Raw genomic sequence first — 15,295 nt, 5'->3', positions numbered from 1 at the left:
GAGTGCGCCAGAGACAGAGCGAACGAACAATCGAGAAGCGGCCGCGGCGTGCAGTGACGTGCATTGCGACGTGCATCCCCACGAACATGCGGCCCAACGGAGAGAGACATGAAAAGAGTCCCTGTCGGCAATGGTTTTCCGATGATCCGGGGCGCAGTGATGGGCCCCATCGTGCGGGCGCTGGACGCAGCCGGAGCGGACTGCGATGCGGTATTGGCCGAATTCGGCCTGAGCCGCCGGCAACTTTCGGATCCTTATGAAATCGTGCCGCTCGGGCGCTATGTGGGCGCGTTCGAGCGCGCGGCGCAGGTGCTCGACGAACCCGGTCTGGGCCTGCGTCTGGGCAATGAATTGCAGCTCACCGAAATGGGGCCGGCAGGCCTCGTGTTCATGTCGTCGCCCACACTGGGCGCGGCGATCCGTAAGTTCACCGATGCGCTGGCGTCATGGCAAAGCGGCACGCTCGTAGACCTCGTGCGCGACAACGCCTGGCCGATGTGGAGCTATCGCGTCGCGCACGCGTCGATCTGGCCGCGCCGCCAGGACGCCGAGTACAGCATGAGCGCGATGTGTCACATGATCCGCCTCGTGTATGGCGCGTCGTGGATGCCGGTGGAGGTGCATTTCGAACATGCCGCGCCCGCCGATATCAAGCCCTATATGCGGATCTTCCGCGTGCCGGTGCGATTCCAGCAGCCTGAAAACGGCGTGGTGCTGCATCCGCACGATCTCGACGCGCCGCTCAAGAGCGCCGACACGCAGATGGCGCGGATGATGGAGCGCCACGCGACCGACCTCATCAAACGCGATACCGTGCCGCATGATCTGGTCGATCAGGTGCGCGATCTGGTGACGCGGCGCCTCGCGCGCGAAAAGCTCGTGGTGGCCGATATTGCACGCGATCTGGGGCTGTCGAACCGCTCGCTGCAACGCCATTTGACGGAGGCGGGCACGTCGGTGCGCGACATCATCCGCGAAGAGCGCCAGCGCAGCGTGGCCGTGCTGCGCGAGCAGGACGGCATGACCAACGCCGCGGTAGCGCGTGCGGTGGGCTATGCGGACGCCACGGTGCTGTGGCGCGCGACGCGCAATTGGGACAGAACGGAATAACCTTCTCTGTAAGCAATTTGTTTGTTTGTCGAAACATCTGACGAAAAAAATATCAGCAAAAAACCATTCGTCATCCGAATCAATTTTTGCGCCAGAATCTCGTTAAGTAAAAACCCGCAGCCGCATTGGCGCACTTTATCGAAAATTTGGCGCGATCAGCCAGGTCGCCCAATTTTTTAGCTGCCTACCATGCGCTCCAATCGAATCTCGAAATGCATCAGCGAGATCCGGTCCCCAGAGCGCCTTCAGGCACGCGGTTCTTCATCGTGTCGCGTGGCGCAATCAGAACAGACACCAGCAGAGGCATCGATGAACGAACCGTATTCAAGCGCCGGACTTGTCGGCGACGCCGAGGCAGATCGCGCGGCCGTCCCGCAGCGCAGCCTGCTCGGCCTGTGGCAAATCGTGTTTCTCGTGATCTCGGCGGCAGCGCCGCTTACCGGCATGCTGGGCGCGGTGCCCCCCGCCATTAGTCTTGGCAACGGCGCGGGCATCCCGGGCGCCTTCGTGATTGCGGGCGTCGTCCTGCTCGTGTTCAGCGTGGGCTTTGCGTCGATGAGCCGCCATATCGTGCGCGCCGGCGCGTTTTACGCTTACATCACGGCGGGTTTCGGGCGGCCGCTGGGCATGGCGGGCGCGCTCGTCGCGCTGCTCTCGTACACCTGCATCCAGATCGCGCTGTACGGTCTGTTCGGCTTCTTCTGCACGGTGGTGCTTGGGCCGCTGCTGCATAGTGCTATGCCGTGGTACGCGTATTCGTTCGCGTGCATTGTCATCGTGCAGATCACGGGTCTGCGCGGCATCGATCTCAACAGCCGCCTGCTCGGTGTGCTGATGTGCCTTGAAATGGGCATTCTTCTGGTGCTGTCGATCGCCATCGTGATCCATCACGGCGGCCCCGATGGCCTCACGCTCGCACCGTTCTCGCCGCAGCATGTGTTCAGCGGGCATATGGGGATTGCAGTGATGTTCGCGCTCGCGTCCTTTATCGGCTTCGAGGCCACGGCGATTTATGGCAAGGAATGCCGCGATCCCAAGGTGACCGTGCCGCGTGCAACCTATGTATCGGTCACGCTGATCCTCGTGTTTTTCGCGTTCGTGACGTGGGCCATCGTCTGCGCCTATGGCCTCAAGGACGTGGCGGACGTGGCGACCAAACAGCCCGGCGACTTCTGGTTCATCCAGTCCAGCAAATACCTGGGCGGAGCGATGACCACGACGATGAGCTTCCTGCTGCTCTCCAGCATCTTCGCGAGCCTGCTGTCGTTCCATAACACGATCGTGCGCTACATCCACGCGCTGGCCGTTGAAGGCATCCTGCCCGCGAAGCTCGATCGCCTGCATCCGAAATATGGTTCGCCGTATCTCGCGAGCTATCTGCAAACGCTCACCGTGGCGGTGCCGGTTGCGTTCTACGTGCTTGCGGGCGCGGACCCGTTCAATATCGTGTTTAGCTGCACCTCGGCGCTCGGCACGATCGGCATCGTCATGCTGCAGGCTGTGACGAGTTTTTCGGTGGCCGCGTACTTCCGCGCCACGAAAAAGGACACACGTCTGTGGCACTCGCTGGTCGCGCCGGTTCTGGGTGGCTTGGGGCTGTTGTGGATCGGCTTCGTACTGATCGGCAACCTCGACGCATTGAGCGGATCAGATAGCGCGATCGTGCGCTCGTTCCCCTGGATCGTGCTGGCCGTGGCGGTGGCGGGTATCGCACTTGGCTTCGTGCTCAAGAGCCGCCGCCCGGACGTCTACGCACGCTTCGGTCAGTAGGTCGGTATGGCTTCGACGGCTCCAGCCGTCTGTGTCAATCAATACGTAATCCTATCTAAAACAGATTAACTGCGGGCGGCGCGCTGTGCATCATGCGCGCCGCGCCATCACACTTCGACAAGACAGACAACGATATGGCAGATCAATTCGTCAAGCGCTCCGCGCTGGCGCTGGCTTCGTGCGCGCTCGCCACCTTCACGATGGGCGCGCACGCGCAGTCGTCCGTCACGTTATATGGCACCGTTGATGCAGGCCTCGTCTATTCGACCAACCAGCAGACCACGCATGCTGACGGCCACACCGACGGCCATTCGAACTGGCAACTGGGCGGCGGTAATCTCGTGCCGTCGCGCTGGGGTCTAACGGGCAGCGAGGACATCGGCGGCGGCACCACGGTGAATTTCACGCTGGAAAACAGCATCCTGACGCAAAACGGTGCGCTGCTGCAAAGCGGCACACTATTCAATCGTGACGCGTGGGTGGGCGTGGCGAACGGCACTTATGGCGCGCTCACACTGGGCCGCCAGTACGATCCGTTCTCGGATTACATGGGCGCGTATGCCTCCAGTAACAATTGGGCCACGCTCTACGGCTCGCATTTCGGCGACGTGGACAATCTCAACGAAGCGTTCAACTTCAATAATTCGATCAAGTACATCAGTCCGAGTTTTGGCGGCCTGACGTTTGGCGGCCTTTTTAGCCTGGGCGGGGTGGCCGGCAACTTCTCGCAGAATCGCGGCTGGTCGCTCGCGGCCAACTACGCAAACGGGCCGATAGCGCTTTCGGCGGGCTATCTGCAACTGCATAACCCTATGCAGGCGGCTTTGGGCGGAGAGAGCGGTTATATCGGCGATCTGAGTTGCGCCAATACCGATGCGTCCTATTGCGAATTGCAGAACGCGCAAAAGGTCGATATCTGGGGCGCGGGCGGTTCTTATGCCTTCGACAAGATCACGGTCGCGCTGAGCTACACGCACACACGCTATTCGCAAAGCCAGTATTTCGCGAGCACCGCGCAACCGCAGGGCGCGAATATTTCCTTCGATATCGCCGAACTCAATACGATGTGGCAATTCTCGCCGGCGCTGCAATTCGGCTTCGCGTATATCTTCAACGACGCGCACCCGAGTGACGGTTCGTCCACGCGCATCCACCAGATCAATCTGGGCACCGTGTACAGCCTGTCCAAGCGCACAGCGCTCTACGCCGTGGCGATTGGCCAGAAGTCGTCGGGGGCGGGGCTGGGCATCGATGCGTCGGGTGGCACGCGTAATCTCGCGCAGGTCCCGAATCTCGTGAATTCGGATACCGACAAGCAATTGGCGATTATCGCCGGCATTCGCCACAACTTCTGAGCGGTTCCGCGCGGGCAGATCGCGCGAACGCAGCGCTCGCTGCACTGCGGCACGGTCCCGGGGGAGGCCGTGCCGCTTTAAGCGCTGGCTGCGCGGAACGGCGCTAGAATGGTCCGGTCCGCTTTTCGCGCGAGCCCCGCATGAAAGTCGCCCTGTTCGTCCCTTGTTTCATCGACGCGTTTTATCCCGAAGTCGGGATCGCCACGCTGGAATTGCTGGAGCGGCTTGGCTGCGAGGTGGACTATCCGCTCGACCAGACCTGCTGCGGCCAGCCCATGGCCAATAGCGGCGCGCAGGCCGAGGCGGCGGGGACCGAACGCGTCTTCGCGCGCGCCTTTGCGGGTTACGACTACATCGTCGGGCCGTCGGCGAGCTGCGTGAATCACGTGCGCGATCATTTCACCGCCATCGAGCAGACCGACGAAGTGCGCCGCGTGCGCGCGAATACCTATGAACTGGTGGAATTCCTGCACGACGTGCTAGGCGTGCGTGAATTTCCGTGGGCCGAATTCCCCTGGCGTGTGGGCCTGCACAATAGCTGCAGCGCGTTGCGCCATCTGCACGAAGCGTCGATTTCCGAAGTCGCGGGCACGCCGTTCTCGAAACCGCTCGCCTTGCTGAGCACGGTGAAGGGCATCGAATTCGTCCAGCCCAAACGTCCCGACGAATGCTGCGGTTTCGGTGGCACGTTCGCTGTTACCGAAGAGGCCGTTTCGGTGCGTATGGGGCAGGACAAGATCGTCGATCATGTCAGCGCGGGCGCGCAATATATCGTGTCGGGCGACATGTCCTGTCTGATGCATCAGCAGGGCTGCGCTGAGCGCATGAAGGCCGACGTGCGTTTCATTCATATCGCCCAGGTTCTCAACGGAGCACGCGAATGAGCACGGCAGAAAAGCCCTCGAATGCGTCAAAGCGTGTCGAGCACGCGAAGCTCGCCGGCAACTTTCTGGCGCATCCGGAACACGTCGACTTTCATGACAAGCGCCTCTGGGATCTGCGCATGAAACGCGACGCCCAGGCGCACGCGATCCCCGAATGGGAAGCGCTGCGTGAACTGGCGTCGGGAATCAAGGCGCACACGCTCTCGCATCTGGCCGATTATCTCGACCAGTTCTCGCGCGCGGCCGAGGCGAACGGCGTGAAAGTCCATTGGGCCGATACGGCTGGCGAGCACAACGAGACGGTCTATCGCATCCTGAGCGAGCGGGGCATCACGGCGCTGGTGAAAAGCAAATCGATGCTCACCGACGAATGCGAAATGCGCCCTTATCTGGAGCAGCGCGGCATCGCCGTAATGGAAACCGATCTGGGCGAGCGCATCCAGCAACTCGACGGCGAGCCGCCAAGCCATATCGTCGTGCCCGCCGTCCACAAACTGCGCGACGATGTGGCCGAAGTTTTCGGCCGCACCATTGGCACCGATCCCGCCAACAATGACATTCACTATCTCGCCCAGAGCCAGCGCATGAATACGCGTCCATGGTTCGTGCGCGAAAAAACGGGCGGCATGACGGGCTGCAACTTCGCGGTGGCGGAAACTGGCACGGTGGTGGTCTGCACCAACGAAGGCAACGCCGATCTTTCGGCCAACGTGCCGCCGGTGCATATCGTGTCGATGGGCATCGAGAAGCTGATACCGCGCGTGTCCGATCTGGGCGTGTTTATCCGCATGCTCTCGCGCAGCGCGCTGGGTTCTCCGATCACGCAATACACCTCGCATTTTCGTGCGCCGCGCGAAGGTGCCGAACTGCATTTCGTGCTGGTGGACAACGGCCGCAGTGCCCGTCTGGCGATGCCGGACTTCTGGTACTCGCTCAAGTGCATTCGTTGCGGCGCGTGCATGAATACCTGCCCGGTTTATCGGCGTAGCGGCGGTCTGTCGTATGGCAGCACCTATGCGGGGCCGATCGGCGCGATCATCAATCCGACTTTCGATTTGAAGCGTTTCAGCGCATTGCCTTTCGCGTCCACGCTCAATGGCAGTTGCACGAATGTGTGTCCCGTGAAAATCAATATTCACGAGCAGATTTACCAGTGGCGCGAAGTCATCGCCGCGCAGCATGCCGTGCCGTTCGTGAAGCAGGAAGTGCTGAAAATGGCTGGTCGATTGCTTTCTAGTCCGAAGCTTTATCGCGGCGCTGTCTCGTCGCTCGACGGTGCGCTCAGGCGCCTGCCGAATTTCGTCCTCTATAACCCGCTCAACATCTGGGGCAGGCAGCGCACGCTGCCGCAGGCGCCGGGCACCACGTTTCATGCGTGGTATCGCAAGAATCGCAAGGGGAGCGATAAGAAAGGAGGCGGCGATGGCGAGTCGTGAAGCATTTCTCGCACGCGTGCGCGCGGCGCAGCCTGCGCCCGAGGAGCGGCCCGAAGTGCCGCTATTCGATACGCCGCCAGGCGAGTTGCGTGCGCGTTTTTCGGCTGCGCTGACGCTCATGGGCGGCAAGGAAATCGAAGCGGCCTCAGGCGAAACGGTGCTGGCCGCGATACGCGAGCGGCTGGGCGCGCAGGTATCGATTGCATCGGCTGCGCCCGAAGTCACCGGCACGCGCGCTATTAGCGCAGTCACGCCGCCGGCGTCGCTAGAAGATGTCGATGTCGGCGTCGTGCGGGCGCGTTTTGGCGTGGCGGAAACCGGCTCGGTATGGCTTAGCGAGCGCGAATACATCGTCAATGCGCTCGGTTATCTGGTGCAGCATCTCTACGTGTTGCTCGATCCTGGCGCACTCGTCGCGGGTCTGCAGGATGCGTACCGGCGCGACGATTTTCGCAATGCGCGTTACGCGGCGCTGGTCACCGGGCCTTCCGCGACGGCCGATATTGAAGGCGTGCTGATTCAGGGCGCGCAAGGTGTGAAATCGCTGACTGTGGTGTGGCTGCCCGCGCATTGAGCGCTGGGCGCCGACGTCTGGCGATTGCAGTGGTTGCAAGGGTTCGTCGGCTATTCATCAAGACACCTCCACATCGCACGGGAAACGATGGTCATCCACATTCTCCTCTTGAGCGGCTTTCTGCTGGCGAGCATCGCACTGGTGCAGGCGGTGAGCCTGCGCTTCGCGCTGTCCGAGTCGGTGCTGCTGGCTGCCTGGGGTTTCGCGCTCGGCGGCATTTATCTCGTGAGCGGCGAGGCGTGGCCACACCTGGCCGCGAGCGTCGTCACGCCCGCGCTGGAACCGCGCCTGCCGCCCGAGGCCTATCTGTGGATCTTTCTGCCGCTGCTGCTGTTCCAGGCCGCGCTGAGCGTGAACGTGCGCGAAATGCTCGGCGATGCCGCGCCTATCCTGCTGCTCGCCGTGGTGGCCGTGTTTGTCGCGACGGCGATGGTAGGCGGTGCGATCCGCCTGACGGGGCTCGGCCCGCTCACGGACGGCTTGCTGCTCGGCGCGATGATCGCGACCACCGACCCGTCAGCCGTGCTTGCGGTGTTTCGAGAAGTCGGCGCGCCCGCGCGTCTCGTGCGACTTGTCGAAGGCGAGAGCCTCTTGAACGATGCGGCGGCGATCGCCATCGCCAGTGTGCTGATCGCCGCCATCACCGGCGACGCGGCGGCAGCGACGGGTACGGCCGCGCTGCGCACACTGGGCGTCGAACTGGTCGGCGGCCTGGTGGTGGGGGGACTCGCGGGCCGTGCATTTGCGTATCTGCTGCCGGCGTTGGGCGGCGAGGGCAAGGCCGAAATTTCGTTGAGCTTCGCGTTGCCGTATCCACTCTATCTGTTCGCCGATCAGGTGCTGCATGTATCAGGTGTAGTGTCGGTGGTCGCGGCGGGGCTCGTCATCAGCGGCCTTGGGCGCACGCGTCTGTCGCCCGTCAACTGGTTGCATCTGCAACTGATCTGGGAGCAGGTCGCGGCGATGGCGGGGGCGGCGATCTTTTTGCTCGCCGCCATGCAGATTCCGGCCACCTTGCGTGATGCCCATCTGCTCGATCTGGTTGCGCTCGCCGTGGTGGTGGTCGTTGCGTTCGTTGCACGGCTTGTGGTGGCGTTCGGTATGTTGCCCTTGCTGAGCCGCTTCAGGCTCACCGAGCCGGTAAGCGCCGCGTACAAACTCGTGATCGCTTGGGGCGGGTTGCGCGGCGCGGTGACGCTGGTGCTGGCGCTGGGCCTCGCGCAGAACGCAGCGCTCCCAGAAAGCACGCGCCGCTTCGTGGCGATTCTCGCTACGGGTTTCGTGCTGGTGAGCCTGATCGTCAACGGCTCGTCGCTCAAGCTGCTGATCCGCAGGCTCAAGCTCGATCTGCTTTCGCCGCAGGAAGAGGCGATCCAGCAGCAGGCCGTGCAACTGTCGTCGATCCGCGTGTCCCAGCAGGTGCATGCGGCGGCCAGAACATTTCGTATTCCAGATGAAATTGCCCATGAAGCCTGCGCCACCTTTCGGCGCAGCATCGACATTAGCGCGACGGCCTTCGATATCGAAGCGGCACTTTCCGAGCGCGAGCGCCTGGCCATCGGGCTCGTCACGCTCGCGGCCAAGGAGCGCGATCTGATTCCGCAGTATGGCAGCGGCATCGTCACCATCCGCAACCTGGACGCCATGACGCGCAACACCGACGCGATGATCGAGGCCGCGCGCGAAAGCGGGCGCATCGGCTACCAGCGCGCGGCGGCGAAGATCCTCGCGGATACGGCTGAATTGCGCGTGGCGCGTTTCGTGGCGCGCTGGCTGCGCATCCGGCAACCGTATTCGGATGCGCTGGCCGATCGTTTCGAACTCCTGATGTGTCGGCGCGTGGTGCTGCACGAGCTGATCGCTTTCGCCGATACGAGCCTTACGCCCTTGCTCGGCGAGCGGCTCGCGAAGCTGCTTGGCACGATCCTGCGCGCGCGTATCCAGAAGGCGGAGCGAGGTCTGGACGACGTGCGGGGCTGCTTCGGCCACGGCGCGGACATGCTGGAGCAGCGCATGATGCTGCTCTATGCGCTTCGCGAAGGGCGCGCGCGCGTGGTGGCGATGTACGAGGACCGTTCGATTTCAAAGGAGATTTACGATTCGATCCGCCGCGAACTTGACGTGGCCTGGAAGCGCGCAGTGCCGCGTGTCCATCCCGGTGTGCTGCTGCCAGGCGAGCGGGCGCGGGCGCAGAAAGAGGAAGCGGATTTGCCTGTGCCCAAGCCTCCGGCGGACGAAGTGCCGCAAGCGACAGCGGTCGACGGTTCGGTCAACATCGCAGAAGACCCGCAGGGGAGAGCCTGAATGATCGAGATCGGCCTGGCGCTGCTGGTGTTCGTGCTGCTGCTCGGCGGCACGGGGCTGGGCGTGCTGCTGCGGCCCTTGCTGCCCGAAGAGCATCGCAAGCACGAGACGGTGCAACTCGTGCAACTGGTGCTGGGAATGCTCGTCACGTTCGCGGCGCTGGTGCTGAGCTTGCTGACCGCGTCGGCCAAGAGCAGCTACGACACGGCAACCAACGACATGCGCGCTTACTCGGCCGATCTCATTCAGCTCGATGCGCGCCTTCGCGACTACGGCCCGGATGCCGAAGCCGCGCGCGCTGCGCTGCGTAGCTACACCGCGGCGGCGATCGCTTCGACCTGGCCGGGCGAGCCCGCGCCCCAGGGGGACTCTCCGCGCGTGGGGGCCGCGAAGGACGGCGAACTGGAAAGCGTGGCGCTAGGTGGCCTGCTCAATACGGTCGGACACGATATCGCCAGTTTCGCGCCGCACGATCGCTACCAGGGCGTCCTTGCCGCGCGCCTGAGCGACGTGTTCGGGCGCGTGCGCGATACGCGCTGGCGCTTGATCGAGGAGGCGCACAGCACGCTCTCGCGGCCGTTTTTCGTGATGCTCACGCTCTGGCTCATTCTGATTTTTCTGAGCTTCGGGCTGATTGCGCCGCGTAACGCGCTGGCCATGGTGATGATCGCGCTGGGTGCGGTATCGATATCTTCGTCGGTGTATGTGATCGTCGATCTCGATACACCGTTCACGGGCCAGATCGTGATTCCGAGCGATTCGATGCGCGACGCGCTCACGCATATGAATCAGCCAGTCGGGGCGCAGCCGCAATGAGTGCGCTTGAGGTGTGCGTGAGGTGTGCTTTAGGTGCGCTAGACTCGCGGCTGGTTTCGAGCGAGAAAAAGGAGGTGCCCGATGCATCGCAAGACACTCAACGCGTCGCGGCTGCAGGACGAAGTGAAGCGCCGCCTTCAGCGCTTGCCGGAAGTGGTCGAGGACGGTGTGAAGATCGTCGTGCCGCGCCCGCAGGCGCAGGAGCCCGATCGCACCGGCTGCAACTGGACGATGCGCCATTTCGGCAATGCGGCGGGTTTTGAAGCGAGCATCGCAGGCGTGCTCGCGCAGGTGCAAGCCGAGTACAACCTGGCGGTTGGGGCGGACGAAGACGAGTCAGAGCCAGCGTCACGCGCCGACGATCCGTTCGATCATCCGATTGGCGGCGCGCGTGGCCCGCAAAGCGCGAATCCTTTCGGCGAAGCGTCGCCCAGGCCGAAGACCAATCCCTTCGGCGGCGATACGCCCGCCAAGGCCGCTGATCCCTTTGGTGCGCCAGATGAACCGGGCGACGAAAAAGAAACGCCGGGCAAGCGCCCGGCGAATCCCTTTGGTGACTAAGTGAGCGGGCATGGCGGCGTGTCGACGCCATGCCGCCACGCCTCGATCAGCTTTCTTCCGCTGCCTTGCGCGGGCGGCGTGCGCGCGCCGGAGTCTTCCTCGGCGCTTTCTTTTTGGGCGCGTCAGCCGCCGTCGCATCCGGCGTGGCTTCTGCGGCCGCTTCAGTGTGCGCGGCGGGCTGTGCCTCGGTCTCTACCGCTGCAGCGGCCTGAGCCTCGTCCTTGACGGCTTTGGTGGCCTTCTTGCGAGCGGGGCTCTTGCGCGAAGCGGTTTTACGCGCGCGGCGCGGCGCCTCTTCAAGCACTTTGACTTCTTCTGGCGTGGCGGGCTCGAACAGCGGCAGGGCGGATTCGTGCGAAAGCGGCTGGGTGAAAAGATCGTGATCCGAGTCAGTGTCGGCCGCTTCGGTTTCCTGCAGCGACTCGATATCGAAGATCTCCTGCTTCTGCACGACTTGCTGCGCCTCATGCACGTCATGCACGTCACGCGCGGCCTCGTTCGTCCTGCCGGCGCCACGGCCGTTACGGCGGCCCTTGCGGCGCGAGCGCGTGTCGTCCGTACGCGGTGCGGCGGATTCTTCCGCGACCGGCGTGGGCGCTGCTGCCTCTGCCGCAACCGGCGCCGTTGCCGTGCTCGCCACATTCGCCACATTCGCCGGCGGGCTCGTACGCGTCACGAAGGTGCCCGATTTGTCGTCGCGGCCCACTTCCAGCAGCCCGCGCGTCTGCGCCTCTTCCAGCAGGTTGCCGAAGGCGCGAAAGCCGTAACGCGCCTCGCTGAAATCGGGCCGGCGGCGCTTGATCGCGCTCTTGAGCACCGAGGCCCAGATCTTGCCGCCGTCGCCGCGATCGTAGCCAAGCGCATCGAGCGTTTCGACCACCAGCGTGATGGCCTTGAGCTTGCGCTCTTCGCTGCGGTCTTCGGCGCTGTCATTCTTCGGCTGGCGCTCGTCGCCGCCCTGGCGCTTCGCGTTTGCGGCGCTTTCGCCGCGGCCCTTGCCGCGCGCCTGCTGCTCGCGCACGAGTTCACGCACGAGATCGTCATAGAAGATGAATTCGTCGCAGTTCGCGACCAGCAGATCGGAGGTCGAATGGCGCACGCCCACGCCGATCACCTTCTTCGCGTTCTCGCGCAGCTTGGAGACGAGCGGGGAGAAGTCCGAGTCGCCGCTCACGATCACGAAGGTGTCTACGTGCGACTTCGTATAGCAAAGGTCGAGCGCGTCCACCACGAGGCGGATATCGGCGGAATTCTTGCCGGACTGGCGCACATGCGGAATTTCGATCAGCTCGAAACTCGCTTCGTGCATTGACGCCTTGAAGCCCTTGTAGCGCTCCCAGTCGCAATAGGCCTTCTTCACGACGATGCTGCCCTTGAGCAAGAGCCGCTCGAGCACGGGCTTGATATCGAAGCGGTCGATCTTCGCGTCGCGCACGCCGAGCGCGACGTTCTCGAAGTCGCAGAACACCGCCATGCTGACGTTTTCTTGAGGGGAGGCCATGTGATTCGTTTGTTCCATCTACGGTACGAATTCACATGATAGCTGGTTGTGCGCGGTGGGACCGCGTTTCACCCATGAACTGACGAAAGGGGCAGGGCGGCGACCTATTCCCAGACCGACCAGTTGGTTGTGTGCGCACGCATAGTTCATTTGGACGATGTACGGGAAATATGCCGCAATCACCATGTTTTTTCACGGTTCCGTCACACAGGCTCCTTAAGCTTGCGCGGCCCAACCGATCGCACATTCATTGTGCATGTGGGCAGACGAAAAGAATATCGGCCCAAGCCGAATTATCCCTATAACGACTCGACAAGACAGAGGAACACCCATGGCAGTCCGCTTTACCGGCCGGATCGGCGCAACCTGCGCTGCAATCTTCGCCGCGCTCCTGTGCGCGCTCTTCGTGAGCGCGTGCGGCTCGAGCGTCAACTCCACGACCGCGGGAACGACCCAGCAGATCAAGCACGTTTTCATCATCACGCTCGAAAACGAGAACTACACGACGACGTTCAGCTCCACGACGAAGGCCCCGTATCTGGCCAACACGCTCACGGCGCAGGGCGCGCTGGTGCAGCAGTATTACGGCACGGGGCACGTGAGCCTCGACAACTACATTTCGATGATCAGCGGCCAGTCGCCGACGCTGCAAACCGACAACGACTGCACGACCTATGAGGACTTCAGCCTCACGGGCATGACGTCGGACGGCCAGGCGATCGGCACGGGCTGCGTGTATCCCGCGAGCGTGAAGACCATCGCCGACCAGCTGAAAGCGGCGAACCTCACGTGGAAGGGCTACGAAGGCGACATGGGCAACGACCCGGCGCGCGAAGCGGCCACCTGCGGTCACCCGACGCTCAACACGACGGACCTGACCAACACCCAGGAAGCGCCGAACGCGACCACGCCCGCAGGCGACTCGTACGCCACGCGTCACAACCCGTTCATGTACTTCCACTCGATCATCGATTCGCCGGACTGCCAGGCGAACGTGGTCAACCTGAACAACCTGACGACCGACCTCCAGCAGGTCGCGACCACGGCGAACTTCAACCTGATCACGCCGAGCACCTGCGACGACGGCCACGATTCGCCGTGCGCGAACGGCGCGACGGGCGGTCTGGTATCGGCTGACGCCTTCCTGCAGAAGTGGGTGCCGATCATCACGGCATCGCCGGCGTTCAAGCAGGACGGTCTGCTGATCATCAACTTCGACGAAAGCAGCTACGCGTCGGTGACGATGCCGAGCACGAGCGAGGTGGACTTCACCTTCGCGGGCGACACCTGCTGCAGCCAGCAGGAAGGCCCGAACCTGGGCACCTTCCCGCAATCGAGCGCGATGGGCACGGTGCCCGCCTCGTATCTGACGAAGCTGGGCATGACGGTGCCGGCGGGCCTCACGGGCAACGTGAACCTCGTGCTCGCCAAGACCAGCTATGGCGGCGACCGCACGGGCGCAGTGATGATCTCGAAGTTCATCAAGCCGGGCACGGTGTCGACGGTGGCGTACAACCACTACTCGATGCTCAAGAGCGTCGAGGACATGTTCGGCCTGACCCATCTGGGCTACGCAGGCCAGGCAGGCCTGACGGGCTTCGGCAAGGACATCTTCACGAATCTTTAAGCCGATCCAGTCCGATGACCGTTTTCCACGCATGTCTGGCGGCGCGTCGCGCCGTCACGACTGCGCTGGCCGCTGGCGCTACCGCGCTGGCGGCTTTTGTCGCACCGGGCATCGGTGCGGCGCAGGCGCAGTCCCATTCCGCCACTGCCGTTACAACTGCCGCTGCTGCTGCGCCGCTTGGCGACACCGCCGCGCTCGGCAAGCTCATCTTCAACGATCCCTCGCTCTCCGCATCGGGACGCATGTCGTGCGCGAGCTGCCATAGCGCGGCGCACGCTTACGGGCCGCCCAACGGTCTGGCCGCGCAGCTTGGCGGCCCCGACCTGCGCACCCAGGGTACGCGCGCCGTGCCCACGCTCGGCTACGTGCTCAACCGCACGCCGGTCTGGACCCACGTGCAGGCCGCCAGCGTGTTCGAGCGCCTGACCGACGCCGACAGCCCGCCCGCAGGAGGCTTCGCGTGGGACGGGCGCTTCAACAGCCTGCACGAACAGGCGCTGTTCCCGCTCTTCAGCGCCAACGAAATGGCCAACCGCGATCCCGCCGAGGTTGCTGCGAAACTCGCGCGCGCACCCTACGCGGCGCGCTTCAAGCAGGTATTCGGCGAGACGATTTTCGCTTCGAAAGACGCGGCGCTGCGCCAGGCGATGATGGCCGTCGAGCGCTACGAACTCGAAGAACCGGGCTTCCATCCGTACACCAGCAAATTCGACGCCTATCTCGACGGCAAGGCTGAGCTGACGGCCAGCGAAATGCGCGGCAAAAAGCTGTTCGACGATCCGAACAGCGGCAATTGCGCGTCCTGCCATATCGACCAGGTGGGCGCGAACGGCGCACATCCGCTCTTCACGGACTTCCAGTTCGAGGCGCTTGGCGTGCCGCGCAATCCCGAACTGCGCGCGAACCGCGACCCCAACTATTACGACGAAGGCCTGTGCGGCCCGGTGCGCACCGACAAGTCGAGCAACAAGACTTACTGCGGCCTCTTCAAGACGCCGACGCTGCGCAACGTCGCCACGCGCCAGGTGTTCTTCCACAACGGCCGCTTCCATACGCTGCGCGACGCACTGCGTTTCTACGTGGAGCGCGATACCGCGCCGCAGAAGTGGTATTCGAAGGACGCGCGCGGCCATGTGGTGAAGTTCGACGACTTGCCGGCGGCGGTGCGCGATAACGTCGATACCGTCGACGAGCCGTTGACGCGCAAGGAGGGCGGCAAGCCCGCATGGAACGCGCGCGATATCGACGATGTGATCGCCTTCCTGAAGACGCTCGACGACGGCTATCAGCCGCGTACGCCGGTCGCCAAAGTGATGAAGGTCAGCGCGCCGCTCCAGCGGCCGTGAGCCAAAAAGCA

Annotated in this window: 11 protein-coding genes and 1 pseudogene; 11 read left to right on the top strand and 1 reads right to left on the bottom strand. The window is 63.4% G+C overall.

The window, feature by feature from the left end; translation table 11 throughout:
- Positions 1-108 precede the first annotated feature (108 nt).
- The 9 genes and pseudogenes from VG320_RS09520 to VG320_RS09480 all read left to right on the top strand — a co-directional run.
- The gene (locus VG320_RS09520; RefSeq protein ID WP_327199866.1) at positions 109-1,110 is read left to right on the top strand and encodes an AraC family transcriptional regulator; all 1,002 of its coding nucleotides are present in this window, start codon (positions 109-111) and stop codon (positions 1,108-1,110) included.
- 309 nt (positions 1,111-1,419) lie between these two features.
- Complete coding sequence (locus VG320_RS09515) at positions 1,420-2,880, top strand: APC family permease (protein WP_327199865.1); 1,461 nt, start codon at positions 1,420-1,422, stop codon at positions 2,878-2,880.
- A 134-nt stretch (positions 2,881-3,014) separates the two neighbouring features.
- Positions 3,015-4,235, top strand: coding sequence for a porin (locus tag VG320_RS09510; protein ID WP_327199864.1), 1,221 nt, complete (start codon positions 3,015-3,017; stop codon positions 4,233-4,235).
- A 140-nt stretch (positions 4,236-4,375) separates the two neighbouring features.
- Positions 4,376-5,119 carry a (Fe-S)-binding protein gene (locus tag VG320_RS09505; RefSeq protein ID WP_327199863.1) on the top strand — a complete coding sequence of 248 codons (744 nt, stop codon included), beginning with the start codon at positions 4,376-4,378 and terminating at the stop codon, positions 5,117-5,119.
- Positions 5,116-6,555: a lactate utilization protein B gene (locus VG320_RS09500; RefSeq protein WP_327199862.1), complete on the top strand. Its 1,440-nt coding sequence runs from the start codon at positions 5,116-5,118 to the stop codon at positions 6,553-6,555. The genes VG320_RS09505 and VG320_RS09500 overlap by 4 nt, the downstream gene beginning before the upstream one ends.
- Positions 6,542-7,129, top strand: coding sequence for a LutC/YkgG family protein (locus VG320_RS09495; protein WP_327199861.1), 588 nt, complete (start codon positions 6,542-6,544; stop codon positions 7,127-7,129). Before VG320_RS09500 ends, VG320_RS09495 begins: the two co-directional genes overlap by 14 nt.
- A gap of 87 nt (positions 7,130-7,216) precedes the next feature.
- Positions 7,217-9,433 carry a cation:proton antiporter gene (locus tag VG320_RS09490; protein ID WP_327199860.1) on the top strand — a complete coding sequence of 739 codons (2,217 nt, stop codon included), beginning with the start codon at positions 7,217-7,219 and terminating at the stop codon, positions 9,431-9,433.
- The gene (locus VG320_RS09485; protein ID WP_327199859.1) at positions 9,434-10,249 is read left to right on the top strand and encodes a hypothetical protein; all 816 of its coding nucleotides are present in this window, start codon (positions 9,434-9,436) and stop codon (positions 10,247-10,249) included. It abuts the gene before it with no gap.
- Between the two features lie 81 nt (positions 10,250-10,330).
- Positions 10,331-10,564 (top strand): annotated as a pseudogene (locus VG320_RS09480) (hypothetical protein); the annotation flags it as partial.
- A gap of 292 nt (positions 10,565-10,856) precedes the next feature.
- On the opposite strand, the gene VG320_RS09475 reads toward VG320_RS09480, so the two are convergent.
- The gene (locus tag VG320_RS09475) at positions 10,857-12,311 is read right to left on the bottom strand and encodes an NYN domain-containing protein (RefSeq protein ID WP_327199858.1); all 1,455 of its coding nucleotides are present in this window, start codon (positions 12,309-12,311) and stop codon (positions 10,857-10,859) included.
- 331 nt (positions 12,312-12,642) lie between these two features.
- Here VG320_RS09475 and VG320_RS09470 point away from each other — a divergent pair, with 331 nt between their 5' ends.
- A complete protein-coding gene (locus tag VG320_RS09470) occupies positions 12,643-13,938 on the top strand; it encodes an alkaline phosphatase family protein (protein WP_327199857.1) in 1,296 nt (431 codons plus the stop codon).
- Between the two features lie 14 nt (positions 13,939-13,952).
- A complete protein-coding gene (locus VG320_RS09465) occupies positions 13,953-15,284 on the top strand; it encodes a cytochrome-c peroxidase (RefSeq protein ID WP_327199856.1) in 1,332 nt (443 codons plus the stop codon).
- Positions 15,285-15,295: the final 11 nt, after the last annotated feature.

It is taken from the genome of Paraburkholderia sp. (assembly GCF_035948235.1).
Classification (GTDB): Bacteria; Pseudomonadota; Gammaproteobacteria; order Burkholderiales; family Burkholderiaceae; genus Paraburkholderia.
Note: the sequence above shows the minus strand (reverse complement) of the source record. Positions and strands in the feature narration are given on the sequence as shown.